A 346-nucleotide genomic window follows, 5' to 3' on the forward strand; every position below is an offset into this window, starting at 1 on the left:
GCAAACAACATATGTTACGATAAATGTATAGAAAGGTGGTGAAATAAAATGTTAAAAGGAATCAAACTAAAAATCTACCCTAATGCTAGACAGAAACAACAATTAGCGTGGATGTTTGGCAATGATAGATTTGTTTGGAATGGGATGTTAAATCTAATTAACCAACGGTATAAAAACAATCCCAGTTTAAAGGTTTTGTCAGCTTACGATATGAATTACCTACTCAAACCACTTAAACAAGAATATGACTTTCTAAAAGAAAGTGATAGCTCCAGTTTACAAGTGGTGACTAATAATCTTTATCAGGCGTGGTTAATGTTCTTCAAAAAGAAACATGGTAGACCTA

1 protein-coding gene is annotated in these 346 nt (G+C 32.4%); it reads left to right on the forward strand.

Going from position 1 to position 346, the window contains the following annotated elements:
* Nucleotides 1-48 precede the first annotated feature (48 nt).
* Nucleotides 49-346, forward strand: a 298-nt coding sequence (locus FC36_RS05615) for a helix-turn-helix domain-containing protein (RefSeq protein ID WP_235805803.1), incomplete at its 3' end; no start/stop codon positions are given.

Origin of the sequence: Ligilactobacillus equi DSM 15833 = JCM 10991 (assembly GCF_001435735.1) — a bacterium.
GTDB lineage: Bacteria > Bacillota > Bacilli > Lactobacillales > Lactobacillaceae > Ligilactobacillus > Ligilactobacillus equi.